Here is a 26,878-nt window from a genome sequence, read left to right on the forward strand (position 1 = left end):
GCATAAAGGGTGAAGACGGATTGGCCCTGAATTTCATTGCGAAAGGAAGGACGAAAGCGCCGTGACATCAACAACCAACGGGTTATCGGATCGCATGCTCAAATGGGTGATCGATCACGTACATCCCGAAGCGGTCGTGCTCCGTGCCCGCAGGCTATATGGAGGAGTGTCTTCGCTTGTCCACGAAATTACGCTGCTTGCCGGCGGAGAAGAAACAAGCCTCGTGCTGCGGCAGTTCGACAACGCCGAGTGGGTACAGAACGAGCCTGATTTGCCCTTGCATGAAGCGGCAAGCTTGCGCAGGGCGCAAATGGCCGCAGGCGTACCGACGCCTCGCGTTATCGCGTATGACGAAACGGGAAGCCAGTGCGGCATGATGGCGATCCTCATGACGCGGCTGGAGGGCGAGGTTGTGCTGGAGCCGTCCGACCAAGCGCGATGGTTGGACGGCATGGCGCGTGCGCTGGCGCGGATTCATGCCGTAGATGCGGATGATTTTCCATGGACCTATTACACCTACTGCGACGTATCGACCTTGGATACGTCATCCTGGTCGGCGGTCCCGGAGCAATGGCGGGAGGCGGCCCGCATCGTATTGAAGGGGCGCCCGCCTTTCACGAAGCGGTTCATCCACCGGGACTATCACCCGACGAATATGTTGTGGTCGGGCGGCGAAGTGAGCGGCATCGTCGATTGGCCGAACGGCTGTATCGGACCGGCCGGCGTCGATGTCGGCCACTGCCGGGTGAACCTGGCGCAGCTATATGGCGTGGAGACTGCCGACGAGTTTTTGTCCCGGTATAGAAGCTATGCGGGAGCGTCATTTGAGTACGATCCTTACTGGGACCTGGTCTCCTTAATCGATTGCGCCTATTGGACGCCCGAAGTTTATCCGGGATGGACGGCATTAGGCATGGCCGGGTTGACAACAGAGCTGATCATCGAACGACTGGACAGCTATCTGCTAAGTCTCTTAACGAAAGTGGATGGACCAATTCCGATACCGATGGAGGAGGATGGCGAATGAAGGCTCAAGAGAATGAAGCATTCGAACAGGCGCTCAAGGAGCTCGGAGTCACCGATGATCTGTTAACGGAGGAGGAGTGGCGCTCGCTGGATGAGAAGGGCTTCGTTTTGTTCGAAGGGCTCATCGATGAAGCTTGGGCCGAGCGGATGCGCGAACGGTACGAGCAGCTCATGGAGCAGGAGGGGGACAAAGCGGGCTTGGAGGTCCACCAAGAGGCGGGCACGCGCCGGCTGTCCGATCTGGCGAATAAGGGCGAGGTCTTCGACGGCACGTATACGCACCCCAAAGTGCTGGCCGCGGTCAAGCAAATTCTGAAGCGGCCGTTCAAAGTATCATCGATGAACGGGCGCGATGCGGAGCCGGGTTCGGGCCATCAAGCGCTGCATGCGGATTGGGACTATTCCGCTCCGCGCTCGCAGGGCGACCCGTTTCACGTCGCAAATTCCATTTGGATGCTGGATGCCTTCACGGCGGACAACGGCGCGACTCGCGTCGTGCCGGGCACGCATCTGATGCAAGGCTTTCCAAGCGATTATATGGATGATCCGGGAGCGCCGCATCCCGACGAGCTGATCGTTACGGGACCGGCAGGGTCGGTAATCGTGATCAACAGCCATCTCTGGCACGGCGGCACAACGAACCGGACCGGCAAAACGCGCCGAGCTATTCACCCCTACTTCACCGCAAGGGAATTTCCGCAGCAAATGAACATGCGCGACTTTATCCGCCCATCCACCTATGATCGCATTTCCCCGGCCGCCCGCTATTTGCTTGACGTCGAGAACGGCAGCTGACTTATGCCTATATGGCCAAACTGTACACGGAATAGAAAACGGCAGGCCCGCCGTGAGAAGCGGGACCTGCCGATTTTTTTCTCCCCTATGGTTATACGCAAGTAAAGGCGTCGATGCGCGACAGATCAAAGCCGGAGAACATCCAGAAGAAGCCGTTCCAGCGGAAGCCTGAAATCGACGTCCGGCCGACGAAGACGGGATAGAACCAGAAGCCGGGGCCGGACCGCGGCCAAATGTACGTATAGCGGAACAAGCAGCGGGAGATCGCTCCCGGATCGATGGCAAGCGTCGAAGTCATAGGCTTCGGCGGAATGGCCGACGGCGGCGGCGCGGAAGGGGGCTGCTGCTGCGTCCCTTGCGGCCCGAATGGAGGCATGAATGCCAAGCTGATCACTCCTTTATGTTGAGTTGGTTCACCTGCGCTTAGAGCAACGAGATGGCGAGCAGATTAAACAGCACTAAAGGCAGCACGAAATTATTGTAATAGGACGGGTAGTTTGGGAAGAAAGCGCGGTTGCAGCCCTCATTGGACAGGCAAATGTAAAGCATGCCCCGATCGCAATAAACGATATGGCCTTCGAAGACGTCGCCGTCGCACGTTTCCACCTTCACGAGCCGGTTGGCGTGAGTTGCGCACAAGTGATGCAGGTGGTCCTTGACGGATTTCATCGTATGATGAACCTTGGAATCGCACTGGTAAATCGGCTTATTCTCATGCGTTGCCGGTTTCTGTGAGCTCATGGTCGAATACCTCCGTTATAAACATGGATTATCCTATGCAGAAGCCCAGTTTGGTGTTACGGTACTACATAAGGAAGAGAGCTGGTATGAAGATGATGGAAAACATAAGGACGTGGGCAAAACAGCTAAAAAGAAAGGTCCTTGTCCTTTACTTTGCCTATAAAGATAATCGCACGCCTTGGTATGCGAAACTATTCGCCATAGGCGTGGTTGCTTATGCCCTGAGCCCAATTGATTTGATTCCGGATTTTATCCCAATCCTAGGCTACCTGGACGATTTGATACTCGTTCCGCTTGGCGTTGCATTAGCATTGAAAATGATACCGGCAACAGTAATTCAGGCGTGTACGTTACTGGCCGAGGAACGAGCGAAGAGCGGGAAACCGAAAAATTGGATTGCGGGCGGATTTATTATTTTGGTGTGGATCGGGGCCATACTTTGGATTTCTCTAGCTGTATACCGGTATTTGTTGAAGTAAGGGAGTACGAATGAACCGTCCGCGTAGAGGCGGTTTTATATTGACCAGCTAAAAAAGCCCTCCGCTGTCACGGAGAGCCTGACGATCCTCTTATGAAACGGCATGCTGATCCAGCAGCCGGCCCCGGTACAGCCCGTCCCGCCCATTGCTCTTTGCCATAAAACTACCGCTTTTTCTTGGCAACATATTGAGGCCTTAAGCCGTCATGGATATCACAACGCAAGTATGCAAAGGGGGGTGATAAGGTGTTCAAAAAAATAATAGGGGTCGCCTTGCTAAGCGCACTCGTGCTGACCGGCTGCGGAGAGAAGCCCGCTCAGGTAACGCCGGCAGGCGGCGCAGCGGCAGGGACGGAAGCGCAGCAGACAACGGAGGAAGCTGAAGCAACGGGCGTTCAGCCGGAAATCGATTTGGGCGAGGTATACAGTTTGGCACTGGATGCGTACATGCCGGTAGACGAGGGCCTGAACAGCGGCATGGCGTATATCGCGATTGATATGAGCAACCTGAAGGACATCGACGATGCCGACAAGCAGCAAATCCTCGATTATTTTAAGAAATACAACGTCGGTGTCATGGAAGCGACCTATGAGGAGCTGAAGGCTCAAGGCCTGGAGAACAAAACGTCTTTGGTTCTCGACGGTGTGCTGCTCAAAGTCGATCAAGCGCGAATAACGGAGAAGCAGGCCATCGTGGAGGGCTCCAAGTTCAGATCGGGCGACGGGGCCATCGGAATGAAGGTCATTGTCGAACTCAAAGACGGCAAGTGGAAGGTAAAAGAAGCGGGTATGACGTGGATTAGTTAATCGGTTCCGCGGTTACCGTTTACGCGGGGTCCGCAAGGTGCGCCGGATTAGAAGCGGGCCTACCATGCTGCCGAGCATCGCTGCGGCGACCGAATGGAGCGGAAGCTTGATGGTGTAATACAGCAGCGTGCCTCCGACAATATCGATCAGGAAAAACTTCTTAATCTCGGAAAACGGTACTACGACCATGACAAAATCTTGCTTGCTGCCCATCCGATCCTCTCCCGTCACATCACGTTAACCACATCCCATTGTATTTATGCGATTCTTGTCCAATGTCCAAAATAATTGTAAAAAAGGCGGTCCTTTCCCCGATGAGGGAAGGACCGCCTTCGTTTGTTTAACCTTATACTAAGCCTTGCGCGATCATGGAGTCGGCTACGCGAATAAAGCCGGCAATGTTGGCGCCTACCACCAAATTGCCTTCATAACCGTACTCTGCAGCAGCATTGACGCTGTTGTTGTAGATATGCTTCATGATGCCGTGCAGCTTCGCGTCGACCTCTTCGAACGTCCAGGACAGTCTCATGCTGTTCTGTGCCATTTCCAGCGCAGATACGGCTACCCCGCCGGCATTTGCGGCTTTCGCCGGTCCGAACAGCACGCCGTTGTTCAGGAATACGTCGATCGCTTCCAGGTCGGAAGGCATGTTGGCGCCTTCGCCGATCGCTTTCACGCCGTTTGCCACAAGCAGCCTTGCCGCATCTCCGTTGATTTCATTCTGCGTGGCGCAAGGCAGGGCGATGTCGCAAGGAATCGACCAAATGCCTTCGCAGCCCGGCGTATATACCGCGTGTGGATGTGCCTTCACGTAATCGCTGATCCGTTTGCGCTGTACTTCCTTCAGCTGCTTGACGGTTTCGAGATTGATGCCGTCCGGATCGTAGATGTAGCCGTTCGAGTCGCTGCATGCAACGACGGTCGCGCCTAGCTGCTGCGCTTTCTCAATGGCATAGATCGACACGTTGCCCGAGCCGGAAACGACGACCGTGCTGCCCTCGAAGCTGAGCCCTTTGCTTTCGAGCATCTCGCCGACGAAGTAGACGCAGCCGTATCCGGTTGCTTCCTTGCGGGCGAGGCTTCCGCCGTAACCGATGCCTTTGCCGGTCAGTACGCCGGCCTCATGGGCGCCGCGAATCCGCTTATATTGGCCGAACATATAGCCGATTTCCCGTGCGCCTACGCCGATGTCGCCTGCGGGAACGTCTTCGTCCTGGCCGATGTATTTGTACAATTCCGTCATGAAGCTTTGCGTGAAGCGCATGATTTCATTGTCGGATTTCCCTTTCGGATCGAAGTCCGATCCGCCTTTGCCGCCGCCGATCGGAAGGCCGGTCAGGCTGTTCTTGAAAATTTGCTCAAAGCCCAAGAATTTAATGATGCTTGCGTTAACGGATGGATGAAAACGCAGACCGCCTTTATACGGGCCGAGCGTGCTGTTGAATTGAACGCGGTAGCCGCGGTTCACTTGAATGTTGCCCTGATCGTCGAGCCAAGGGACGCGGAAGGAGACGACGCGCTCCGGTTCCACCATTCTCTCGAGAATGCTGTTTTGCTTATAATGCGGATGCTTCGCGAAAACCGGAATAAGGGAATCGAGAATTTCTTTTACGGCTTGGTGGAACTCGGGCTCATGGTGATCCCGCTTAACGATGGCTTCATACACGGTCTCCACGTACTCGCTTGCTGCTGCCAATTGCGGGTTCTCTTTAACGGTTACGGATATCAAAGTCAACAACGCTCCTTTTCGATTTTGGCTTACACTGGAATTTGCATTTTTCGAACATTTCTTTGTATTTTTACACATTGTAATTGAATGAGGCGTGAGAATACCAATTAATAATTTTTTTGAGGCTGATAGAATACATTTATCCGATTTATTGCTAATAATTCCCTTTAAGAAAAACCAAGTCTTTTAAAAGGCTTCCTTTTTTAACTCATTCGTAGGTAAAATAGGATAAAGTAGAGACGGAAAGGAAGTCCTGGACCTTGAGCTTTCTGAAGCCTTATGTCCGCCGGTTCGGCAAGCCGTTCGGCGTGGCCATTCTGTTCCTGATGCTGGAAACGCTGTGCGATCTGATGCAGCCAACGCTCATGTCTCGCATTATCGATGACGGAGTGGCGAATCGGCAGATGGATGTCGTCTTTCGCTACGGCGGCTATATGCTGCTCATTACCGCCATCGGCGCGCTCGGAGCGACGCTGCGCAACATCATTTCCAGCCATGTATCCCTCAATTTCGGCACCCGCCTGCGCTCGGACCTGTTTCGCCACATCCAGACGCTTTCCTTTGACAGCATCGACAAATTCGACCGGGCCTCTCTAGTGACCCGCTTAACCAACGACGTGACTCAAATTCAAAACTTTACGAACGGCTTGATGCGCATTTTTGTCAAAGCTCCGCTTATTTGCATCGGCAGCCTGATTATGGCGGTCCGCCTGAATCCGCCGCTGTCGCTTGTGCTGGCCGTCGTCGTCCCGCTTGTCGCGATCCTGATCGTATTCAATATGCGGATAGGATTTCCGCTCTTTACGAAGGTGCAGCAGGTGCTGGACCGGGTGAACGGCGTGTCGCGGGAATATCTTTCCGGGGTCCGCGTCGTGAAGGCGTTTAACCGGTTCGATTATGAGACGGATAAGTTCGGCGGCGTCAACGATGAGTACCGCCAAGCTTCGATCCGCGTCATGCGCATGCTGGCTATCTTCAGCCCCGGCATTATGCTGACCGTGAACTTCGGCATTGCCGCCGTCATCTGGATCGGCGGCGTCCGGGTCGATGGCGGGCAGATGCAGGTCGGTCATATCATCGCATTTATCAACTACATGACGCAGATTCTATTCTCGCTCCTGATGATTTCGAACGTATTTACCATGTTTGTCCGGGCAAAGGCATCGGCAGAGCGGATCGGCGAGGTGTTCGCCGAGAAGGATACAATGGCTTGGAAGGAAGGAGAGCGGATGCAGCCAGCCGAATCGGCCGGAAGCGTTGCGTTCAAGAACGTTTCGTTCTCCTACGCCAAGACGGAGCCCGTTCTGCGCCATATTACGCTAGGCTGCCGGCCGGGAGAGACGCTTGGCATTGTCGGTTCCACGGGATCTGGGAAGAGCACGCTCGTGAACCTCATTCCGCGCTTCTATGACGCGACCGCGGGGACGATTGAGGTGGACGGGGTGGATATCCGGGATGTCGAGCCGCAGCGTCTGCGGGAGAAGATTGCCATCGTACCGCAGAAGACGGTCTTGTTTTCCGGCACCATTCGGGAAAATCTGCTGTTCGGCAAAGAGGGCGCCACGGACGAAGAGCTGGAGCGCGCGGCGCGGATGGCGGAAGCGCATGACTTTATTATGGCTTGTCCCGAAGGCTACGACACGAGACTGGGGCAGGGCGGGGTGAACCTCTCCGGGGGCCAGAAGCAGCGGCTCTCCATTGCGAGGGCGCTTATCCGCAAGCCGTCGATTTTGATCCTGGACGACTGCACGAGCGCCGTGGATACCTCGACGGAATCGCGCATTAAGGAAGCGCTCCGGCAGTACGCGCAGGGGCTTACCTGCATCCTCATCGCGCAGCGCATTTCTTCCGTTATGGATGCGGACCGGATTATCGTGCTCGACAACGGCGAGATCGTCGGCACCGGCCGTCATGACGAGCTGATGCGGGGCTGCCAAGCCTACCAGGAAATTTACCGGTCGCAAACCGGCAAGGAGGCGCGAGCGAATGTCTGAGCGGAAGGATCGTCCTGAGAACGGGGGTAAAGGAGCTGCGGGTTCACAAACGCCGATGCCGGCTATCCAAGTCCAGGGCAGAGGCGGCATGATGGGCCGCGGAGCGGTCGTTAAGCCGAAGAATCTAACGGCGACTTTAAGGCGGATGTGGTCGTATTTCGGCAAGGAGCGCAAGCCGCTTGCGGTTATTTTCCTCATTGTGCTCGTAAATTCAATGATAACGCTAGCAGGGCCGTATCTGATCGGCGTCGCGGTCGATGCGATGTCCGTGGAGAAGGACGGCAGTCCCGTCGATTTCGGGATGCTTCAAATCGCGCTGATCGCACTTATCTCCTCTTATATTGCCGACGGCGGCATGGCGTTTCTGCAAGGCTGGCTAATGGCCGGCGTATCGCAGCGCATCGTCGGCCGGCTTCGCACGGCGCTGTTCGAGAAGCTGCACAAGCTGCCGATCCGTTTCTTCGATACGCGGACGCACGGGGAGCTCATGAGCCGGATGTCCAATGACATCGACAACGTGAGCAATACGATCGCGCAATCGGCCATTCAAGTCATGACCGGTTCGGTGGCCATTCTTGGCGCGCTCGTCATGATGCTGATTCTGAGCCCGGTGCTTACGCTGGCAAGCTTGATTACGGTTCCGGCCGTCTTTCTGCTTGCGCGGACGATCGCCCGCGCTACCGGTCCGCTGTTCAAGGAGCAGCAGAGCAAGCTCGGCAAGCTGAACGGACATATGGAAGAGACGATATCGGGCATTCAGGTCGTCAAGGCGTTTAACCGCGAGGACAAGACCATCGCCGAATTCGAAGCCGTCAATGATGAGCTTCGGCTGATCGGCATCAAGGCGCAAATCCGTTCCGGTTTCCTCATGCCGATTATGAACGTCATCAACAATATCGGCTTCGCGGCCGTCGCGATTGTCGGCGGGCTGCTCGCCGTGAACGGGCATATTACCGTCGGCGTCATTGCCAGCTTCCTCAGCTATTCGCGGCAATTCGTCCGGCCGCTCATCGAGCTGGCGAATTTATTTAATGTGCTGCAGTCCGGCGTGGCGGGGGCCGAGCGGGTATTCGAGGTGCTCGACGAAGAAGAAGAGCCGGCTGATCGGCCGGGCGCGAAGCCGCTCGTTAACCCGCGGGGGCATGTGGTCTTCGATAACGTATCCTTCGGCTACCGCGCCGACGTGCCGATTCTGAAGGGTATCGGCTTTGACTCTTCCGAAGGCACGAGCACGGCGCTGATCGGTCCGACCGGAGCCGGCAAAACGACGATCGTAAACCTGCTCACCCGGTTCTATGACGTAACCGGCGGTTCTATTCGGATCGATGGGCGCGATATCCGCGACTATACGATGGACAGCCTGCGGCAAGCGTTCGGCATCGTGCTGCAGGATACGTATTTATTTGCCGGAACGATCCGCGACAATATCAAGTACGGCAACCCGAACGCGACGGATGCGGAGATGGAGCGCGCGGCGAAGCTGGCGAACGCTGCGCCTTTTATCCGGAGGCTTCCGCAGCGGTACGATACCGTACTGGCCGAGAACGGCAGCAACTTAAGCCAAGGGCAGCGGCAGCTGCTCGCCATCGCGCGGGTCATTCTGGCAGATCCAGCCATTCTGATTCTAGATGAGGCGACGAGCAGCATCGACACCCGGACGGAGCTGCATATCCAGGATGCGCTCCGCGGCGTTCTGCAGGGCAGGACCAGCTTCGTGATCGCCCATCGCCTGAACACCATCCGGGACGCCGATACGATCATGGTCATCGACCGCGGGACGATTGTAGAGAAGGGCTCGCACGAAGAGCTGCTGGAGAAGCGGGGCGTGTATGACCACATGTTCAGGAATCAGTTCGGAGCAGTGCTGGGCGAAGGATAGATAGGCCCTAAACAAAGGAGGCAAACTTTTATGAGAACTTTGCTATGTCTTGTCGATTGTACGGAGGAGCAGCGAGAGGCAGTGCGCCATGCGGCGCCGGGCCTGTCGGTTGTGTTTGGCCGGAAGGCCGAGCTTGAGGAGCCGGAGTACCGGGAAGCGGAGATTATTTTCGGCTGGGATGCGAATGTAAAGAACGTAGCGCTGCAGGAAGGCACGAAGCTTCGCTGGGTGCAAAGCGCGTCATCGGGTATCGACAGTCTGCCGCTAGAGCTGCTGGAGGCGCGCGGCCTGATGCTGACCGATGCAAGCGGCGTGCATGCCCGCTCGGTGTCCGAGACGGCGGCAGCGATGATGCTCGGACTCGCGCGCGGCATCGCGGCAGGCGTACGCAACCAGCAGACAGGCGTGTGGGAAAGCCCGAACACGCTGGCCGAGATGAACGGCGGTACCGTCGCCATTGTCGGCGCGGGCGAGATCGGCCGGGAGGTGGCCCGGATTGCGCGCGCCTTCGATATGCGCGTCGTCGCCGTTCGCCGGTCCGGAGGCGCGATGCCGGAAGCGGATGCGGTGTATGATCCATCCCGGCTCGACGATGCGCTGAGGGAAGCGGATTACGTCGTCAACATTTTGCCGCTTACGCAGGAGACTCATCATCTGTTCCACGCCGAACGGTTCGCCGTAATGAAGCGCAGTGCCTATTTCATCAATGTGGGCCGCGGTGCGACAGTGCGTACGGAGGATCTTGTCGAAGCGCTCGAACAAGGCGTTATCGCCGGCGCTGGCCTCGATGTGTTCGAGCAGGAGCCGCTGCCTGCAGGTCATCCGCTTTGGGCGATGCCGAACGTCATTATTACGCCTCACAATGCCGGCGGTTTGACCGTTCGCAACGCGGAGCGGCTTGTACGGCTGTTCGTCTCGAACCTGGCGGCTTACTTGTCCGATGATACAGCGGGTATACGTAATGTGGTGGATTACAAGAAGAAGTACTAGTGATTTGTTAAATACTGAACACCCGTCCTTGTAACTATTCGCCAATTATGGACGTCTAGACGTTAAAGTCGCGAAGTTTGAAAGGGCGGTTAGAGTGTCATGAAACGAAAGATCGCGTTCGTACTGCTGGCCGGTATATGGCTGTTGTCCGGTTGCGGCCAAAAAGAAGCGATGAAATCTGCCTCTGCAGGTGAGAAGCAAGCAGGCGCAGAGCAGGCGACATACGATGAAACGTTGGAATTTCAGCGCACCTACATCCCGATTGTGGAAGAGGAAATGAACAAGCGGTTTAAGCCGGCAAATCCTTCGGACAATCCGTTCGAGCGATACGGCACGTATTATATCGATAACGATCGCAAGAAATTCGTCTACTTGCTTGATGATGAAGAAGCGCCGGCCGTCAAAGAGCTTGTACAAGCGCTGAAAGCCCGGCTGGGCGAGCATGTCGAATTCAAGAAGCCGCAGCATAGCCAGCTCGAGCTGAAGGCCCTTTCCGACCGCGTCGCTAAAGCGATGCAAGACAAGAAGGTCATCGGCGGCTGGGGTGTCGGCGTCGACGTCATCCAAGGAAAAGTAAAGGTCGAAGCTTATTTAAGCGAGACCGACCGGGCGGAGCTTATCCGGATGTTTGGGTCGGAGCTATTAGCGTTTGAGCAGCTGTCCACCGGCATCGGCCTTGCCGGATACGTGATCGAGAAGAAGGATGGCCAAATACTCGTAGCCGATCCTCATGCGCGCGAAGACGGCATGTACGCGGCTACTTGGTTCAGCAACGCCCCGTCCACCGTCGAACTCGGCAATGAAGTCGAAGTTACGGTCGTTCACGGCATGCGTACGTTAATGATGCAATACCCGGACCGCGACACCGCCTTGGAGGTCAAAGTCTTGAAAGCCGAGAAGCTGGAAGGTAAGGATCTGGCCGAATTCGAGACGGTTCGGAAGGCCGTTCAAGACAGAATCCAGAACGTTATGGCGAAATAAAACATTTCAAATCGAATAAGCGCTATTGGATTCGTTAGCAAGCGGGGCATGCAGGGCGCCCTAAACGTTAAAAAGGCCAGGCTCTTCCAACGAAGAGTCTGGCCTTCTTTATGGCTGCAGCCAGGTTATTTGGTTGTGATGGTAAATGTCAGCGCCTTCGTATCCCAGCCGTATGACTTGCCTAACAGCTGAGCGGCGGCGTCAAGCGCCACATAGGTGGTGCCGTTCTTGATAAACGGCGCGGCTTCGCCGGTTGAGGCCAGTTTTTTGCCGCCCAATGAGACGACCTTCTTGCTGTCCACGGCAAACTTGACATTCAGCGACTTGGCTACGGCTCTGAGCGGCGCGAATACATGGCCGTTCTTCTTCACCGTATCGGTGACGACCGCTTTGCCGTCCACGACCAGCTTGGCAGCGCCCTTCGGAGCGACCACGATAGTGCCGGAGAAGCCCCACAGCACGTCTGTCACGGTGTAAGTACCCGGCTTCGTGAAGGTCACGCGGTAGGACGGATGAATCAGATCGGCCGGTTCCATATTGCCGAGGAAGCCGGAGGTGACCATGCCGTTGCCGTCAAATTGCGTATTTTTCGTTGGCGTGATGAGCGCCGGATTGAAGCCTTCTTCCGTGAAAATCGGAATGTCCTTCGGCGCGTTGATAACGGCCAGATGGACCTCCATCGCCGAATTGACCCACTCGACGCTGTCTCCGGCGTTAATGTAGAGCTCGCCTGGCAGGAACGCATTGACCATGACCTTATGGTTCGCGATGGAGGCGTTCACTTTATACGTAATGGCGCCTTTGCCGTCAACGGTATATTGCGTTTCGCCGGCATGCTCCCGCAGGGAATGCGCCAGATGCATCGTTTCATCGAGATGCTCCTTATGCGCGGCGATCTGCTCGACCTTGCTCGGGATCAGCTGGCCTTTGGGAATGACGACGATGGTCCCTCTCATCATCGGGTGGATCTGGCAGTAATAAGCATAGGCGCCGCTCTTCGTGAACGTTACCGTATACGTCATGCCAGGCATCAGCTGGCCGGAATCGAGCGGCTTCGTTCCGTCCCACTTCGAGCCGCTTGGGTCGGCAGGGCGGTTCGGATCGGTCAGCGGCGGGCCGCCGGCCAAGAAAGTGACCGTATGCGGAGCGAGCATATCCTTATTCGTAAACGTCACCGTATCCCCTTCATGGATGTAGGTAACGCCAGGCTGCATGGAAAACATTTCCGTGTCATCGCTCATCTTGAGTCCGACCGACACATCCCATGATTGCGGGGCATCGGCGTTATCGGCGGCGTATGCGCCGGTCATGCCCATCGTTGCTGCAAGGATTAAAGCGAGAATGATGATTCGAATTTTTTTCATTCACTCGTGCCTCCCAATAAGTATAAAATGCCGCCGCCCGTACCGGTTGCCGGCTCCAAGCAACGTTCTTCTGTATCATAAAAAAAAGATACTTCCACATTCACTACCACTGAACTACCACTTTTCCGCCGTCCGGATGGATACTTCCGGAAAAGCGCAAAAAGGCCGGCAACCTCAGTGAGAGGTGCCAGCCTTTATTACAAATGGCTTATTCCATTCCATATCGACGCCAGTCCGGCAGAAGATCAAGCGTAATGCAGTACGGATGACTGTACACCTTCCGCAGCTGGTCGTCCTTTGTCGATTTGCCGTCGACCACGAAGCCTCCGCCCCATGTCATGTACCACAGCCAAGGCGTGCGGCTCGCCATCATCTGATCCGGATCGGGAATCGAGCCGTTCTCGCCGAGCGCGATCAGCTTCTTGCCGCCGGCGAGCGCGTCTACCTGCTCAAACGGCTTGCGCAGCGGGCCATAGTTGGCCGAAGGCGCATAGATATCGCAGCTGTCGATGTCGGTCTCGCCTTCGCCCGGGTACCAGTCCTTGACGTGGGAGTTCCATACCCAGATCAGGTTGTTCAACTGGTGCAAGTTCGTAAAGCGGTCATACATGAGCCGCCATAACTGCTTGCACGGCTCCGGGCCGAACGCCCCCCACCAGAACCAGGCGCCGTCCGCCTCATGAAGAGGCCGCCACAGAACAGGCACGTCCGCGTCGCGCAGCCGCTTCAGCTGCTCGGCAACGGCATCCATATCCGCAAGCAGCAGCTCATGCTCCTTCGTCTCCGGCGTTAGCGCGATCGGGAGGTTGAAGTCGGTGTTTTGCGTATAGAAAGTTTTGTCCTTGCCCCCCGTAGGGGCGAACCAGTGCCAGGTCAGTGTTACGATTCCGTTATAAGCGTTCGTCCACTCGATGGCGGATTCGATAGAGCCTTTGTTTTCCGCGATTTCGAGCAGCTTGTGCTCCGTCGGTTCCGCCGTCTCGGTCGCATGCGTGTAGCTCAGCAGGTCGAAACCGCGGATCGCGGGCTGTTTGCCGGTTACCTTTTGAATGTAGTCGAATTCTTCCGCGGGCAAGAAGCCGGAAGCGGTATGCTGGCCGGTAATAACACGGCGGCCGAAATTGCTGTTCAAGTAATTCCACAGCCCTACCGTGGCCTCTGAAGCATTCGGATTGATCAGTTTGCGCGGCGAGCGGCTGAGCTCGGGCGTTTGCGCAGGGCTTAGCATGAAGCAGTCGACATCGACGCCATAGTCCCAAGCCTTGAGCAGCGTGATGGTATGCGTGCCGGCCTTGAAATAAACCGCGCATTGGTGCTCAATGACAAAGCCGGACGTAGAACGTGACATCACGTAACCGTAGCAGCTGCCGTCAATCAGCAGCGCATTCGTGCACTTGCCCTTGCCGTTGGCCACCGCAAACCGGATGCCGAGATCGTAGAAGCCGTCCTCCGGCACGTGCATGTCTACCTCTAGCTTATCCCCGTCCTTGCTGGTCCCTTTCACATAACCGGCACCGGTATATCCTGGCGTCTCGGTTACGCATGCGACGCCGTGCAAACGGCCTTCTTCAGCCTGAACGACGATCATGGAACTGCTGATGTTCACGTATAGTCCCCTCCGCTTGTTGGCATAATTTGTTTGCTTTCACTATAGCCCGATTCCTCGCTAATTTGAATGTACATAAATCAAACGAGGGACATTGCGCGGAGCACCGGAGCTGGCTTAGTATGAAAGCACAAGCATATGGTTTTCTATCCAATAGGAGGAGGTACGTTCTTAGTGTCGACAGCCAATATTGCAATCGCTTTGTACCGTCCGCACCCCGGCAAGGAGGGCGAGCTGCGCGAGATCGTGAAGCAGCACGGCCCTGCGCTCGTCGCGGAAGGCCTGATCACAGACCATCCCATGCTTCAGCTGGGGGCGGAGGACGGCACGATTATCGAAATTTTCGAGTGGAAATCGGTTGAAGCGAAGGACCAGGCCCATAAGTCGCCCGTCATCTGGCCGATCTGGGAACGGATGATGGCCGTTGCGGAGATGACGAGCCTGGCTTCGCTCAAAGAAGCCCATCAGCCGTTTCCGACGTTTGAACGGCTAAGGTTATAAGGCAATAACGGTGAAGGGAGAGGGCGATTCTGAGACAGCGGGAAGGAACGTTTCGCGGAACAAACGGGAAGGAATTGTTTTATCGGGTCCAAATGCCCGCAGAGCAGCCGCCCAAAGCTGCCGTCATTGCGGTTCATGGGCTTGGCGATCATAGCGGAGGTCTGCGCAATCTGCTGGATTGCTTCACGGAGCGGGGCTGCGCGGTCTATGCGTACGATCAAATGGGGCACGGCAGAAGCGAAGGAATACGAGGCTTTATCAAGAGATGGGATGAGTATACGAACGATCTGCATACGTTCCGAACGATGGTTCAAGATGAGCAGCCCATGCTGCCGATCTTCATAGTGGGACATAGTCTAGGCGGGCTGGTCAGCATCGACTATGCGGCTTCCCGCGGCAGCGGCATTTCAGGATTAGCGGTCATAACGCCCGCCATCTCCGCCAAGCTGACCTTCATGGACAAGCTGCTTACTAACATGATGGGCCTGATCAAGCCCGATTTTACGGTGCAAAAGAGCGGGGATTACGCTAACCTAACTAGCGACCCGGACATGCTGGCCAAGCTGAAAGCCGACGGGCTGCGGCACAGCACGGTAACGCCCGGTCTGGGCAGAGGCTTGTCGCAGGCGGCGGCGCGCGTCATGAAGCTGGCGCCGTCGATCAAGCTGCCATTCCTCCTGCAGCTTAGCGTAGAGGATGTCGTGACGCCGCCGGAAGGGCAGCGGAAGTTTTATGAGGCGCTGGGGTCATCGGACAAGCAGAAGCTCGAATACGCTAACGTCGGCCATCGTCCTTTCGATGACCGGGACCGGGAGCGGTTTCTGGCGGACTTGGCCGGGTGGCTGGACCGAAGAAACGAAAGCAAGGCTCAAGCTATATAAGTGTAAGGTGCAAGAAGAGCAGGGCGTCCGAGTGCGGCGTCCTGCTCTTCTAGTAGGCTGACACCTCTATGCCGTTTCGGACATAGACTAGGCATAGGTTATACACCTATGCGATGTGCGAAAGGACTAAGAGCGATGTATCCTTATGAAAGAAACGGATTTTACGGGCGGGTTCCCGATTGGCATGGCTACATGGGCTATGAACGGGCGAAAGAACAGCCGTTGACGTTTGTGCTCGTCCACGGCTCATTTGCCGATGTTCGCTTCTGGAACGGCGTCGCCGGCATGCTGCGCAAAATGGGCCACAAGGTTTTCGTACCGGAATACCCCGGCCACGGAAGCGATCCGAATACGAATGTGACGCATGGAATGATATCCAGGGCGGTCGCCGATTTCATCCTTGCACGCCAGCTGCGCGATATTATACTGGTCGGGCACAGTTTCGGCGGATCGGTCGTTCAGAAAACGGCGGAGCTCGTCCCCGATCGCATCAAGCGGCTCGTCTTTATGAACGGGTTCGTGATCGGCGAAGGACAATCGGTGGTGGACCAATTTCCTCCGCAGGTCCAGCAATTGTTCGAGCAGCTTCGACAGTTGTCGCCTGACGATACGATAATGCTGCCATTTCCGGTATTCCGCGATGCGTTCGTCAACCTGGCCGACCTTCAGCTGGCAAGGCAGCTGTACAGCGAGGTCAGGCCCGAGCCCGCTAAGCCCTCATTTGAGAAGCTGGATCTCAAGGCCTTCTATAAGCTGAATATTCCGCGGAGCTACCTCTATCTGACGGATGACAACCTGCTGCCTCAGGGCGAAGGCTACGGATGGCATCCGCATATGTCCGGGCGGCTCGGGTTGTTCCGGTTAATTCGATCGGATGGCGATCATATGACCTATTTCCGGACGCAGCCTGCGCTCCTGGCGCAGAAGCTGGTTGAGGCGTCACGGGACTAATATCTATGGCCGGAAATGCCGCTGCAAATGCGCCGTTTCCGGCTTTTTATGATGCGCATGCATGAATTTCCTCCACAGTAAATGTCCGGCTCCGATTATGGGCACACTACGGGTGTCATTGGCCAGATTGTCGAAAATGGAGGGGAACATCCATATGTCAGAACGAACGGTATTTGCTTACTTTCAAACGCCCGATCAAGCTAAGGAAGCGGTGGATCGGCTCCGGTCCCTCAAGCTGATCGACCACGCAATCGAACGCATCGACGGCCTTGCGGGCACCGGCATTCAAAGTCTGGACAGGCTCGGGGCAACGGTTACCGGGGATTTTCCGGGACTCGGCTACTTGACGCTCGGCGGCGACTTTAACGGTCCGGAAGCCGGCATCTTGGCCGCATCCAGCGTAAGCGCGAGCGGGTACAGCTCCGGCGGACCGGAGAACCGGGTAAGCGGTTATGATATTATGCTCGTCGCGATCGTAGACGAAGAAGATTTCGAGCAGGCGGATCGAATCGTCCGGGAATTGGGCGCGTTGTAGGCCGGGGTAGAATGTGCGCAAGGATACAGAGCATCGCAGGGGGCTGCCGATGCTCTGTATTTTTTTTATTTACGACGGCCTGGGCCTGCATATAAGTTAGCAAGAGCAGATTTTTGCTACTACATGGAGGTGTCGGTTGTATGGTTGACAATCAGGCGTTACGGTCGTTCTCGCTTGTGAGCGCGGTCGTCATGGTTCTTAGCTTTGTCGGCATGGCAGCTTACTTCTTCCTCGATGAAAGCGCCCGCGAATTGGATGTCATGATGCTGATCCTCAACTCGTTCTGGATCATTAGCTTGATCTCCATTTATCTGCCCCAAGCAGGCAGTCTAGGCACTTTCGGACGGTTCAGTTTCATTGTCACCGCAATCGGACTGATGTGGTTCGTCGGCTATGGCTTCGCGCATCAATTCGCAGGTCCCGTATTGGAGGGTTTCCAGCCCGGCATCATGGAGTTCGACAACCTCCCGCAGCCGCTGCTCGACGGCGCTTACGTCGCGACGGCCATCGCCGGCGGGGGGTTCTTTCTCTATGGCCTGTCGATGCTGTTCGGCAAAGTGTCGCTCTGGCAGGGCATCTTGTTTATGGTTAGCGGGGCCGCGCTTGCCGTAGGGTACGCAATGCACATCATTCCGCTTGCGATCGTCTTCGGGTTTTTCATTCCGATTGCGGTGTTTTCGATGAATGTGAAGACGTTGAAGTCGGCGAAAGAAGGCTGAAATCTGGGAATCGTATCCTTGCCGGAGGGGGCATACTGACTGTGATAAGTCAGTTCCCACTGGGAGGTAAGCGGATGATAAAAAGACTCGCGTGGTGGCAGCTGTCGCTCATAGGCATGGGCTCGATTATCGGAGCGGGTTTCTTCTTGGGAACCGGCCTGTCGATCCGATTAGCCGGTCCATCCGTGCTAATCGGGTATCTGGTTGCGGGTTTGGCTACCTACATTGTTTTGCTTCTTTGGCCGAGATGACGGTGAATGATCCCCAGTCCGGTTCGTTCCGCACCTATGCCCGGATCGCCTTCGGACGATCGGCAGGCTATATGTCCGGATGGATTTATTGGCTGGCCGGCGTGCTCATCATGTCCAGCGAGATCGTCGCGCTGTCTACCTTCACGCAATACTGGTTTCCGCATGTTCCGCTAGGCGTTTTCTCGCTGCTTTACGCCGCGCTCGGCTTCGGCATCAACTTCATGGGCGTACGCAATTTCGGTGCGGTCGAGTCCATGTTTGCGGTCGTAAAGCTGACGGTACTCGTTTTATTCATTCTCTTCGGGGCCCTGTTCGTTTGCGGGGTGTTTCATGCCGCCTACGGGGTACCGGTTCAGCGCATTGGGATGAATGCCTTGTTCCCCCATGGCGTCCACGGGCTTTGGTCGGCCATGATTTTCGTTTTTTTCTCATTTGGCGGCATTGAGGTGGTGGGGGTAACCTCCTCGGAATTGAAACGCGGCGAGGATATCGCAAAAGCCGGGGCCGTTCTCCTCGTCACGCTGGTTCTCATTTACGTGCTGGCTCTTTACATGGTGCTCAAAATGACGGATCAATCGGCGATTAGCGATGCCGCAAGTCCGTTCGTAACGGCGCTTTCCGGATTCACGATCCCGTATCTTGATACGCTGTTCAATCTGATCATCATCAGCGCCGCTTTCTCGACGATGGTCGGTGCCTTGTTCGGGATCAGCCGGATCTTGGTATCGTTGTCCGAGGACGGGGATGCTCCCCGCTCGCTTAAGCAGACAAACGGGCGAGGCGTCGCGGCCAAGTCGCTCTGGTTGACCGCGGCGGCATTAGCCGTTCTGATCGCCTGCTCGTATGCGCTCCCCAGTTCGATGTACGAATACGTAAGCACGGCGGCAGGCGTCATGCTTATTCTGAATTGGATTCTCATTCTGGCTTCCTACCTCAAATTGCATAACGGTTATGACTCAGGGAATGGCAAGTTCCGCGCATTCGGCTACCCGTACACGGCTTATTTAGCTATCGCGTTAATCGCAATGACAATCATCGGCGCGCTTCTGCACCGAAACGAACGAATAGGAGTCGTGCTTAGCGTTGTGCTGATCCTGCTCGTGTTCGTTTCTTCTAAATTGGTTCGTCGATCAGTGGGCTAGCGGAAGGCTAGATTGGCATGACATCGTCAAAGTGGCAGTAACATGGTAGCGAAAGCGGCAGTCGATCTCCTTTATGATGGGTAATGCATAGTGGTGCTAAGTATGGCCATAAGGAGGCTGATCGAATGAAGCTAGGTGTCATCCGCTCGTTCGCTTTGCTTGGCATGAACCGTGAACGTGGTTCACGGCCTGTAGTTTTAACGGACATATATGTCCGTTAGCATCTAAAAACTGGTCACTCTCAGATTCTAATGGACATGGATGTCCATTAAAGCTATATTTGGGTCAAAAAAATATGGTTTTCACGACTAATGGACATTTTTGTCCGTTAGACGCTGTAGACTGATGTTTCAAGTCTTTCGACTCCCTGGCCGTAACACGTTAACGGCCTTTTTTTGCGCGTGTAAAATGATCCGCGATGTGTCATGCTGGAAGAAGCATGATCATCCTGGTGCCGCGAATAAGGAGGCTGTCGAATTTGAGTCAAGCAATGGTCGTTGTTCGTTCGCTAGGCATGGAGGCGCCGCTTGAGCGGGTGTGGAGAGCCGTAACGGAGGCGGAGCAGCTCTCGCAGTGGTATGCGCCGGGCTCGCCGTGGGACATTCCCGAGCTTCGGAAGGGAGCTTGCGCGTGGTTTCACCACTCGCCCAATGAGCACCACCCCGGAACGGAGGCCGTGACGATGCGCGCCACGATTTCAGCCGTTGACGCGCCGAGACGGTTCGCCATGCGCTGGGAATTCGATGATGGCCCGGAGGGGATGATGACGACGTTTCTCCTCGAGGAGGTAGCGGGCTTCACGTACGTGACCATGACCGAAACGGGCTGCGAGACCGAGGAGCAGACCAGGCAGACGGAAGCCGGCTACACGATGTCGCTGGCGAACCTGAAGGCGCTGCTGGAAGGCGGAAGCCTGCCTCATACGTAAGCGAAAACAGGCCAGGAATGCCGCCTTAACCGGTGCGTTCCTGGCCTGTTCTATTTTATTGCTGTTTAAACCGTCACAAGTCGAGCCGCTGCCGCCGCCCTTCTGCCTTTCCCGTATGGGATGCACATCGGCGTGCCGAATATCGGATCCTGCGCAATCTGGCACTCCATCTGGAACACGTCGCGGATCAGCTGTTCGTTCACGATCCGCTCCGGCGCGCCTTCCGCGTAGATCTGGCCTTCTTTTACCGCTACGATATGATGCGCGTACCGGCAGGCGAGGTTGATGTCATGCAGCACCATGACGATCGTCCGGTTCTCCTGCTCGTTCAGCCGGTAGAGCAGATCGAGAATTTCGATCTGGTGCGTCATATCGAGGTAGGTCGTCGGCTCGTCGAGCAGAATCGTTCCCGTATTCTGCGCAAGCGTCATCGCGATCCATGCCCGCTGCCGCTGGCCGCCAGACAGCGAGTCGACCGAGCGGCCGGCCAAATCCTCCATATGCGTAGCCTGGAGCGCTTTCTTAACCATGCGCTCATCCTCGGCGGACCACTGCTGCAGGAAGCTCTGGTACGGGTAGCGGCCTTGTTTGACGAGCTGCATCACGGTCAGCCCTTCCGGCGCGGTCGGGCCCTGCGGCAGAATAGCCAGACGCTTGGCGACCTCTTTGCTGGAGAGCTTGGCGATGTCGGAGCCATCAAGCGCGATGGAACCTTCCTGCGGCTTTAACAAGCGGGCCAGCGAGCGGAGCAGGGTCGATTTGCCGCAGCCGTTGCTTCCGATAAACACGGTGATTTTGCCGTCCGGGACGGTGATGCCCAGGTTCGAGAAGATAGGCTTCTTCCCGTAAGACAACGTGAGATTTTGCGCTTCGATAACGGACATGGGAATTCACTCCTTTACGAGTTTCGATGACGATAGAGCAGGTAAATAAAGAACGGTGCCCCGACAGCGGCCGTGAAGACGCCGGCAGGTATATCCAAAGGGATAAACGCGGTTCTGGCGATCAAGTCCGACAGCAGCAGAACCAGCGAGCCGATGAGGGCCGACACGGGAATAACGCCGCCGTATGCGGGCCCGACCAGCTTGCGCGCGATATGCGGAGCCATGAGGCCGATAAAATTGATAGCGCCGCCGATGGCGACCGCCGCGCCTGCAAGCGCGACGCTGATGAGCAGCAGGATCGTCCGTTTGGCATGAACGGCGCTGCCTACGCCGGTTGCCACTTCGTCGCCGAGCTCCTGCACGTTCAGATGCCGCGCATAGAAGAACGCGACAGGCATGAGCACGATCATCCATGGCAGGAGCGTCACCACGTCGCGCGTCCACGATGACCCGTAGATGCTGCCGGTCATGAACGTAAACGCTTTGACCGTTACGGCTGTAGGAGTAAACGGCGCGGTTAGAATAACCATGTACGTAATCGCCGTCAGCGCCGTTGCCATCCCGATGCCGATCAGCACTAGCCGAAGCGGCGTGATGCCGCGGCGGTAGGCGAAGAGATAGATCAGGAAGGCTGCGCCGAATGCGCCGGCAATGGAGCTGACCGGCATGAAGCGGATGCTGACATCCGAGAAGAAAATGATAAAGCAGACCGTGCCCAACGAAGCGCCGCCCGAGATTCCGATGACATCCGGCGAGGTGAGCGGATTGCGCACGATGCCCTGCAGCAGGGCGCCCGAAACGGCCAGCATCGAGCCCACCATCATCGCGATGACGACACGGGGCATGCGAAGCGATAAAATAATCATCGAATCGGCAGGGTCGCCCATGCCGAGCAGCGTGCGAATGACGGCGCCCGGGCTGATGGTCGTGCTGCCTAAGGCAACGCAGACAATAACGCCGATTAAGTTGGCGGCGATCAAGAGCAGAATGACCGAAACCGTTCGGCGATCGAGATGAAACGAATGGCCAGGCCCCCGTAATGCCCACTGTTTGTTCATCTTACCGATCCCCCCTTCTGGCAATATAAACGAAGAACGGTACGCCGAGAATCGCCGTCATAATGCCGACCGGCACTTCTTTCGGGAAGGCGATGAAACGCGAGCCGATGTCGGAGGCCAGCAGCAGGATGCCGCCCAGCAGCGCGCAATATGGGAGCGTCCATCGAAAGTCGGTCCCGACCAGATAACGCGTAATATGCGGAATAATAATGCCGACGAAAGCGATAGGACCTGCAATAGATACCGATCCCCCCGCAAGCAGGACGACGATGACCGCGGCGGCCAGCTTCACGTATACCGTGGATTGGCCCAGCCCCGTAGCGACGTCCTCCCCGAGCACGAGCAAATTCATATGCCTCGACAGCAGCAAGGAGCCAACAAGCGCGATTCCCATGTAAGGGGCGGCAGCCGTGAAGATGCCCATGTCCCGCCCGGCGACGGAGCCGACGAACCAATACAGCACCTGGTCGAAGGTTTGGCCGCCCGTAAGCAGGACGCCCATCGACAGGGAGGAGAAGAAGGCCGTCATGGCCGCGCCCGCGAGCGTCACTTTAATGGGCGTGAGCCCGTCGCTGCCGATCGAGCCGAGAACGTAAACGATAAAGGCCGTGCAAGCTGCGCCCGCGAACGCCAGTGTCGCGAATGTGCTTAGGCTGCTTGCGCCGAAGAAAGCCGAGCTGACGACGATGAAGAACGCAGCGCCCGCATTGATGCCGAACAGGCTGGGCGATGCGAGCGGATTGCGCGTGATGCCCTGCATCAAGGCGCCGGCCACGGCGAGACTGGCGCCGGCCATCGCAGCGATCAGCGCGCGCGGCATTCGAGCCGTCTGGATGATGAGATGCTCTTGCGAGCCGTTGTAGGATGTATAGGATTCCACGATCGTTCGCCAGCTAATGTCGGCCGTCCCGAATAGAATGCTGCAGATTAATCCGGCGGCAAGAAGAAGCAGGCAGATGATTAAGCCGATAAGCCTTGAAAATCGCGTTGAAAGTAGGGTGTTCATAGCGGCCTCTTTCTTTGTCATGCTAATGAAATGAGTGCGAATGCAATTGTAACAGTACTTATGACATTCTAGGCTATGACTGGGCAGGTGTCAATGAGATTGATTCTCAAAGTCATTGACTTTCATTTTTATCCCTGCTATAGTAGCCTACAGAAAGCTAATGATAATCATTTTCAATATCGAAAGGACGTTTGCAATGTTATCCAATTTGAAGTCGAAGTCAACTTGGCCAGTGGCCGCTCTACTGCTCTCTTTATTGCTCCTCTTATCCGCTTGCGGTCAAAAAGCTGCTAACAACGATGCGAATACTGCTGGTAACACGGCATCCGATAATGCACAATCGGAAGAGCGCGTCATTACTCATTCCATGGGCGAAACGCCGATTAAAGGCACGCCGCTGCGCGTCGTCGTTTTGACCAATGAAGGCACTGAAGCGCTTCTGGCGCTTGGCGTGAAGCCGGTAGGCGCCGTTAAATCGTGGACGGGCGACCCTTGGTACGAGCATATCAAGTCGCAAATGGAAGGCGTAGAGGTTGTCGGCGAAGAAAGCCAGCCGAACATCGAGCTGATCGCCAGCCTGAAGCCGGATCTGATTCTCGGTAACAAGCTCCGCCAGGAGAAAGTATACGATCAGCTGAAAGCGATCGCTCCGACTGTCTTCTCCGAGACGCTGCGCGGCGCTTGGCAGGATAACTTTATGCTCTACGCGGATGCGCTTGGCAAGAAAGCCGAGGGCGAGAAAATCATCGCAGACTACGATAACCGCACGGTCGACTTCAAATCGAAGGCTGGCGACAAGCTGAATGCGAAAGTGTCCGTCGTTCGTTTCATGGCAGGCAAAACGCGTATTTACCTGGGAGATACGTTCACGGGTCTGGCATTCTCGAAGCTGGGCATTACGCGTCCTGACAGCCAGCTGAACTACAAAGACACGTTCGTTGAAGAAATTACGAAGGAGCGTCTGCCAGAGGTAGATGCGGACAAACTGTTCTACTTTACTTATGAGACAGGCGACGGCAAAGGAACGGCGATGGAAGAGGAAATGATGAAGGACCCGCTGTGGCAGAGTCTGGCCGTCGTGAAGAATAAGCAAGCTTATCGCGTCAGCGATGCGATCTGGAACACGTCCGGCGGCGTTATCTCCGCGAATTTAATGCTGGATGAGCTGGCTAAGATCTACGACGTTAAATAGGGAACGATGGGATAGAACCGTGAAGGCATTCACGGTTCTTTTTTATTTCCTAGCAACAAAATCCCCTTTTATGCGTCTAACCTTCATAACTTAGTTCGATCAGAGGTGTAACACAGTTGAATTGGAAACAGACAATGTTAGGGTTGGCAGCTGCAGGCGCTGCTATGCTCATGTGGGCGGGCAGCGCTTCGGCGGCGGAGAAGTTCACCGATTTGCAGCAGGCCCGGTGGGCGGAAGACAGTATTTTGTACATGGCGGAGCGGGGGACGGTAGCCGGATATGGCAACGGAAGCTTCCGGCCCGAAGGAGCGGTGACCCGTGCGCAGGCGGTGACGTTCATGGTGCGGGAGCTGTACCCGGAGGAGCTTGCGCGTGAAGGCGGGCAGACGTACACGGACGTACCGGTGAACCATCCGTTCTACAAGGAGATCGAAGTCGCCGCGAAGATGGGACTTGCGGGCGGCTTTCCGGACGGCTCCTTCCATCCCGATGCGCCGGTCAGCCGCGCTGAAACCGCGGCATTTCTCACGCGAGCGTATGCGCTTCAGACGGGCGGCGGCTCGGGTAAACTATCCGATACCGCGAACCATTGGGCAGCCGCGCCCATCGGGATCATGAGCTCCAACGGTCTTATAGGCGGCTATGCGGACGGTACCTATCGGCCGGACAAGTCCGTTTCGCGGGCCGAGTTTGCCGTGTTCTTGGCACGGGTAATCCGATTCGAGCGGGAGGCTGCCATTCAGGCGCGGGATTGGGATAAGCTGATGTCTTACATGACGGTCAGCGAGCAAGTGGGTCAGATGCTGATGCCCGATATCCGGGAGTGGAAGGGCAAGCGGACGACGACCGTGAACGAAGGGATCAAAGGGGCCGTCCATGATCAGGATTTGGGCGGGCTCATTCTGTTCGAGAAAAATATCGTGGGCGCCGAGCAGGTCGCAGCGCTCACCCACGGGCTGCAAGCGGAAGCGGGGGATATTCCGTTATTTATGGCGATCGACCAAGAGGGCGGCGTCATTAAGCGGATCCCGGGCGGCACGAATTTGCCCGGACAGATGGCGCTTGGCGCGGCGGGGGATGAGCCGCTGGCGAAAGCGGCAGGCCGGTTGACCGGCGAGGAGCTGAAAGCGCTGGGGGTGCAGCTTGATTTTGCGCCGGTGCTCGACATCAACAGCAATCCGGACAATCCGATCATCGGGATGCGCGCGTTCTCGTCCGATCCGGATCTGGTTACACGGCTTGGGTTGGCGGAGATGAAGGGATTGCAGGAGGCGGGCGTCATTCCGGCGGTAAAACATTTCCCGGGACATGGAGATACGACGGTTGATTCCCACTTAGGCTTGCCGGTGTTGAATCATGACCGTGAGCGGCTCGACGCGGTGGAGCTCAAGCCGTTCCGCGCCGCGATCGCTAGCGGCGCGGAGATGATTATGAGCGCTCATATCGCTTTTCCGGCCGTCGATAACGAACGGGTTGTATCCCGCAAGGACGGCAGCAGCGTGCCGGTGCCGGCGACCTTGTCGAAGAACGTGCTGTCCGGTCTTCTTCGGGGAGAGCTCGGCTATAAGGGCGTCATTATTTCCGATGCGTTTACGATGAACGGGATCGTGGAGCATTTTGGCGAGGAGCAGGCCGTGGTCCGTGCGGTCAATGCCGGCGTAGACATTATACTGATGCCGCAGGATCCGGCAAAGGCTCATAAAGCGCTGGTTAACGCGGTCAAGAGCGGCACGGTTTCCAGAGACGCAGTTCATGCGGCGGTGAAACGGATCTTGGAGTTGAAAGCGAAATATGGATTGTTCGAAGAGCGCGGCAGCAGCCTGTCCGACCGGCTGGACGCGCTGAAGGCCGTAATTGGCACGGCTTCTCACCGCGCGGTGGAGCAGGAGATCGCGGAGCGGGCGGTCACGCTTCTAGCCGGCCGCGACGGCTCGCATCCCGACCTCATCCGGCAAGGTGACCGGGTGGTCATTGCCGCCGCTGATGAGGAGATCGCGAGGCAGGTGCAGAAGCAGCTGACGGAAGCGGACGCATCGCTCAAGACCGAAATTGACATGGTCGGTCCGGGGAAACTGTCTGGCGTACGGCCTGCAATCGGCGAGGCTGACTATGTCATCTTAGCCACCTATCAGTTCCGCAATGTGGCGAGCCAATTCGGCTGGGCCGATTATCAAGTCGTCCTGGATGAGTTGAACGGGCAAAATAAGAGGTATGCCTTGGTATCACTCGGTAATCCTTATGAGGGCATGTTTTTGCGAGATATAAAGTCCGGAATAGCCGTATACGGCAAACAGGAGCCTAACATCGGGGCAGGCCTGAAGGCGCTTCTCGGCCAATTGGAGCCGCATGGCGTGCTGCCGGTGCAGGATTAAGGCGGGGGAACAGCCTGATTAGGGCGGTGAAGTTCTATTTGGAAGACATCGCGGGTATGCATGTACTA

General features: G+C 56.4%; 27 protein-coding genes. 18 read left to right on the forward strand and 9 right to left on the reverse strand.

Features of this window, described 5'->3' with window-relative positions:
* Window positions 1-61: 61 nt before the first annotated feature.
* Window positions 62-1,027, forward strand: a complete 966-nt coding sequence (locus tag DL346_RS27240; RefSeq protein WP_240633466.1) for a phosphotransferase family protein — start codon at window positions 62-64, stop codon at window positions 1,025-1,027.
* Window positions 1,024-1,821: a phytanoyl-CoA dioxygenase family protein gene (locus DL346_RS27245; protein ID WP_112885546.1), complete on the forward strand. Its 798-nt coding sequence runs from the start codon at window positions 1,024-1,026 to the stop codon at window positions 1,819-1,821. The genes DL346_RS27240 and DL346_RS27245 overlap by 4 nt, the downstream gene beginning before the upstream one ends.
* A 91-nt stretch (window positions 1,822-1,912) precedes the next feature.
* Here the strand turns inward: DL346_RS27245 and DL346_RS27250 are convergent, their stop codons facing one another.
* On the reverse strand, window positions 1,913-2,197 hold the full coding sequence (locus DL346_RS27250) for a transporter (RefSeq protein WP_240633486.1): 285 nt from the start codon (window positions 2,195-2,197) through the stop codon (window positions 1,913-1,915).
* A 47-nt stretch (window positions 2,198-2,244) separates the two neighbouring features.
* On the reverse strand, window positions 2,245-2,562 hold the full coding sequence (locus DL346_RS27255; protein ID WP_112885548.1) for a hypothetical protein: 318 nt from the start codon (window positions 2,560-2,562) through the stop codon (window positions 2,245-2,247).
* 92 nt (window positions 2,563-2,654) lie between these two features.
* Here DL346_RS27255 and DL346_RS27260 point away from each other — a divergent pair, with 92 nt between their 5' ends.
* A complete protein-coding gene (locus DL346_RS27260; protein ID WP_112885648.1) occupies window positions 2,655-3,041 on the forward strand; it encodes a YkvA family protein in 387 nt (128 codons plus the stop codon).
* Between the two features lie 245 nt (window positions 3,042-3,286).
* Window positions 3,287-3,847 (forward strand): peptide ABC transporter substrate-binding protein, encoded by a 561-nt coding sequence (locus tag DL346_RS27265; protein WP_206098596.1) that lies wholly within the window; start codon window positions 3,287-3,289, stop codon window positions 3,845-3,847.
* 12 nt (window positions 3,848-3,859) lie between these two features.
* On the opposite strand, the gene DL346_RS27270 is transcribed toward DL346_RS27265, so the two are convergent.
* Entirely contained in the window at window positions 3,860-4,060 is a 201-nt protein-coding gene (locus tag DL346_RS27270; RefSeq protein ID WP_112885549.1) for a hypothetical protein, read from the reverse strand.
* Window positions 4,061-4,193: 133 nt separating this feature from the next.
* Complete coding sequence (gdhA, locus tag DL346_RS27275; RefSeq protein WP_240633467.1) at window positions 4,194-5,576, reverse strand: NADP-specific glutamate dehydrogenase; 1,383 nt, start codon at window positions 5,574-5,576, stop codon at window positions 4,194-4,196.
* Window positions 5,577-5,836: 260 nt separating this feature from the next.
* On the opposite strand from gdhA, the gene DL346_RS27280 reads away from it, so the two are divergent.
* From DL346_RS27280 to DL346_RS27295, 4 genes are all read left to right on the forward strand, one after another.
* A complete protein-coding gene (locus DL346_RS27280; protein ID WP_112885551.1) occupies window positions 5,837-7,570 on the forward strand; it encodes an ABC transporter ATP-binding protein in 1,734 nt (577 codons plus the stop codon).
* Entirely contained in the window at window positions 7,563-9,449 is a 1,887-nt protein-coding gene (locus DL346_RS27285) for an ABC transporter ATP-binding protein (protein WP_112885552.1), read from the forward strand. Before DL346_RS27280 ends, DL346_RS27285 begins: the two co-directional genes overlap by 8 nt.
* Window positions 9,450-9,479: 30 nt before the next feature.
* Complete coding sequence (locus tag DL346_RS27290) at window positions 9,480-10,439, forward strand: D-2-hydroxyacid dehydrogenase (RefSeq protein WP_112885553.1); 960 nt, start codon at window positions 9,480-9,482, stop codon at window positions 10,437-10,439.
* 99 nt (window positions 10,440-10,538) lie between these two features.
* A complete protein-coding gene (locus DL346_RS27295) occupies window positions 10,539-11,420 on the forward strand; it encodes a hypothetical protein (protein ID WP_112885554.1) in 882 nt (293 codons plus the stop codon).
* A gap of 125 nt (window positions 11,421-11,545) precedes the next feature.
* Here the strand turns inward: DL346_RS27295 and DL346_RS27300 are convergent, their stop codons facing one another.
* Together DL346_RS27300 and DL346_RS27305 are read right to left on the reverse strand one after the other, a co-directional pair.
* Window positions 11,546-12,784, reverse strand: coding sequence for a plastocyanin/azurin family copper-binding protein (locus tag DL346_RS27300; RefSeq protein WP_112885555.1), 1,239 nt, complete (start codon window positions 12,782-12,784; stop codon window positions 11,546-11,548).
* Between the two features lie 208 nt (window positions 12,785-12,992).
* The gene (locus tag DL346_RS27305; protein ID WP_112885556.1) at window positions 12,993-14,390 is read right to left on the reverse strand and encodes a glycosyl hydrolase; all 1,398 of its coding nucleotides are present in this window, start codon (window positions 14,388-14,390) and stop codon (window positions 12,993-12,995) included.
* A gap of 174 nt (window positions 14,391-14,564) precedes the next feature.
* On the opposite strand from DL346_RS27305, the gene DL346_RS27310 reads away from it, so the two are divergent.
* The 8 genes from DL346_RS27310 to DL346_RS27340 all read left to right on the forward strand — a co-directional run bounded on the left by DL346_RS27310 (window position 14,565) and on the right by DL346_RS27340 (window position 20,298).
* Window positions 14,565-14,891, forward strand: a complete 327-nt coding sequence (locus DL346_RS27310) for a hypothetical protein (protein WP_112885557.1) — start codon at window positions 14,565-14,567, stop codon at window positions 14,889-14,891.
* A gap of 74 nt (window positions 14,892-14,965) precedes the next feature.
* Window positions 14,966-15,772 carry an alpha/beta hydrolase gene (locus tag DL346_RS27315; protein WP_133257579.1) on the forward strand — a complete coding sequence of 269 codons (807 nt, stop codon included), beginning with the start codon at window positions 14,966-14,968 and terminating at the stop codon, window positions 15,770-15,772.
* A gap of 135 nt (window positions 15,773-15,907) precedes the next feature.
* Window positions 15,908-16,723 (forward strand): alpha/beta hydrolase, encoded by an 816-nt coding sequence (locus DL346_RS27320; protein WP_240633468.1) that lies wholly within the window; start codon window positions 15,908-15,910, stop codon window positions 16,721-16,723.
* A gap of 154 nt (window positions 16,724-16,877) precedes the next feature.
* The gene (locus DL346_RS27325) at window positions 16,878-17,258 is read left to right on the forward strand and encodes a hypothetical protein (RefSeq protein WP_112885559.1); all 381 of its coding nucleotides are present in this window, start codon (window positions 16,878-16,880) and stop codon (window positions 17,256-17,258) included.
* 140 nt (window positions 17,259-17,398) lie between these two features.
* Window positions 17,399-17,977: a hypothetical protein gene (locus DL346_RS27330; RefSeq protein WP_112885560.1), complete on the forward strand. Its 579-nt coding sequence runs from the start codon at window positions 17,399-17,401 to the stop codon at window positions 17,975-17,977.
* 74 nt (window positions 17,978-18,051) lie between these two features.
* Window positions 18,052-18,228, forward strand: coding sequence for a hypothetical protein (locus DL346_RS29235; RefSeq protein WP_165822705.1), 177 nt, complete (start codon window positions 18,052-18,054; stop codon window positions 18,226-18,228).
* Between the two features lie 2 nt (window positions 18,229-18,230).
* Window positions 18,231-19,370, forward strand: coding sequence for an amino acid permease (locus DL346_RS27335; protein WP_240633469.1), 1,140 nt, complete (start codon window positions 18,231-18,233; stop codon window positions 19,368-19,370).
* A 478-nt stretch (window positions 19,371-19,848) separates the two neighbouring features.
* Window positions 19,849-20,298, forward strand: coding sequence for an SRPBCC domain-containing protein (locus tag DL346_RS27340; protein WP_165822706.1), 450 nt, complete (start codon window positions 19,849-19,851; stop codon window positions 20,296-20,298).
* Window positions 20,299-20,363: 65 nt separating this feature from the next.
* Here the strand turns inward: DL346_RS27340 and DL346_RS27345 are convergent, their stop codons facing one another.
* From DL346_RS27345 to DL346_RS27355, 3 genes are read right to left on the reverse strand one after another with little or no spacing between them, the layout of a single operon-like run.
* Window positions 20,364-21,182 (reverse strand): ABC transporter ATP-binding protein, encoded by an 819-nt coding sequence (locus DL346_RS27345; protein WP_112885563.1) that lies wholly within the window; start codon window positions 21,180-21,182, stop codon window positions 20,364-20,366.
* 14 nt (window positions 21,183-21,196) lie between these two features.
* The gene (locus tag DL346_RS27350) at window positions 21,197-22,240 is read right to left on the reverse strand and encodes a FecCD family ABC transporter permease (protein ID WP_112885564.1); all 1,044 of its coding nucleotides are present in this window, start codon (window positions 22,238-22,240) and stop codon (window positions 21,197-21,199) included.
* Between the two features lies 1 nt (window position 22,241).
* On the reverse strand, window positions 22,242-23,246 hold the full coding sequence (locus DL346_RS27355) for a FecCD family ABC transporter permease (protein WP_112885565.1): 1,005 nt from the start codon (window positions 23,244-23,246) through the stop codon (window positions 22,242-22,244).
* 196 nt (window positions 23,247-23,442) lie between these two features.
* Between DL346_RS27355 and DL346_RS27360 the strand changes: the two genes are divergently transcribed.
* Both DL346_RS27360 and DL346_RS27365 read left to right on the forward strand, forming a co-directional pair.
* Window positions 23,443-24,438, forward strand: a complete 996-nt coding sequence (locus tag DL346_RS27360; RefSeq protein WP_112885566.1) for an ABC transporter substrate-binding protein — start codon at window positions 23,443-23,445, stop codon at window positions 24,436-24,438.
* Window positions 24,439-24,554: 116 nt separating this feature from the next.
* A complete protein-coding gene (locus tag DL346_RS27365; protein ID WP_112885567.1) occupies window positions 24,555-26,810 on the forward strand; it encodes a glycoside hydrolase family 3 N-terminal domain-containing protein in 2,256 nt (751 codons plus the stop codon).
* Window positions 26,811-26,878 lie beyond the last annotated feature (68 nt).

Source organism: Paenibacillus montanisoli, assembly GCF_003268025.1.
GTDB lineage: Bacteria > Bacillota > Bacilli > Paenibacillales > Paenibacillaceae > Paenibacillus_Z > Paenibacillus_Z montanisoli.